The organism is Helicobacter pylori (genome assembly GCF_009689985.1).
GTDB classification, from domain to species: domain Bacteria; phylum Campylobacterota; class Campylobacteria; order Campylobacterales; family Helicobacteraceae; genus Helicobacter; species Helicobacter pylori_CG.
Window position 1 is genome coordinate 1 of sequence record NZ_QBAW01000027.1, and the last position, 701, is coordinate 701.

The window sequence follows — 701 nt, forward strand, 5'->3', positions numbered from 1 at the left end:
GGGTTTTCATAGAGCATGTCTAAATAAGCGTTTGGGTGCGTGTGCAAGTATCTCACATAATCAATCGCTTCATCAAAATCTTTAAAATCACAAACATTCACAAAACTCTTAGGGTTAAAATCTTTCGCCACGCTAGGACTCCCCCAATAAATGGGAATGGTATGGCTAAAGTAAGCGTCAATGATTTTTTCAGTTACATAGCCATAGCCTTGAGTGTTTTCAAAACACAGATTGAATTTGTATTGGCTTAAAAACTCGCTCTTGTTTTTGACATTATAGCCCAAAGTGTTTTTCACGCTCCCTCCCCCAGTAACTGGCTCAATAGCGTTTAAAGCGTCATAGAAAGCGTTCCTTTTAGGAGCGTTAGGGTTGCTTGCGACAAAGCTCGCAAACCCTCTTTTCAAAGGATCGCTCTCATTATTCACTACTGCGCATAAATGGGGGTGGTTTTCTTTAAAATGATGGGAGGGTTTTTTTAAAGCATAAAGGCTGTCGGTTTTAATCTTGTAGGGTGCGGTGGTGTCATTCACGCTCTCGGCTTTATGGTGTAGTCTATCATAATATAAAGGCATTCTCAAATAACGATCTCTAAAATCCAATTCATCAAAGCCTATGGCGTAATCAAAGAGGTTGAAATTAGGGACTTCGTTCTCACCGGTGTAAAACACTCTTTTAGTGTTTTGATAGGATAAGATTTTTCT

General features: G+C 39.4%; 1 protein-coding gene. It reads right to left on the reverse strand.

Features of this window, described 5'->3' with window-relative positions:
- Positions 1-701, reverse strand: a 701-nt coding sequence (locus tag DBU79_RS07720; RefSeq protein WP_229764044.1) for a glycosyltransferase family 10 domain-containing protein, incomplete at both ends; no start/stop codon positions are given.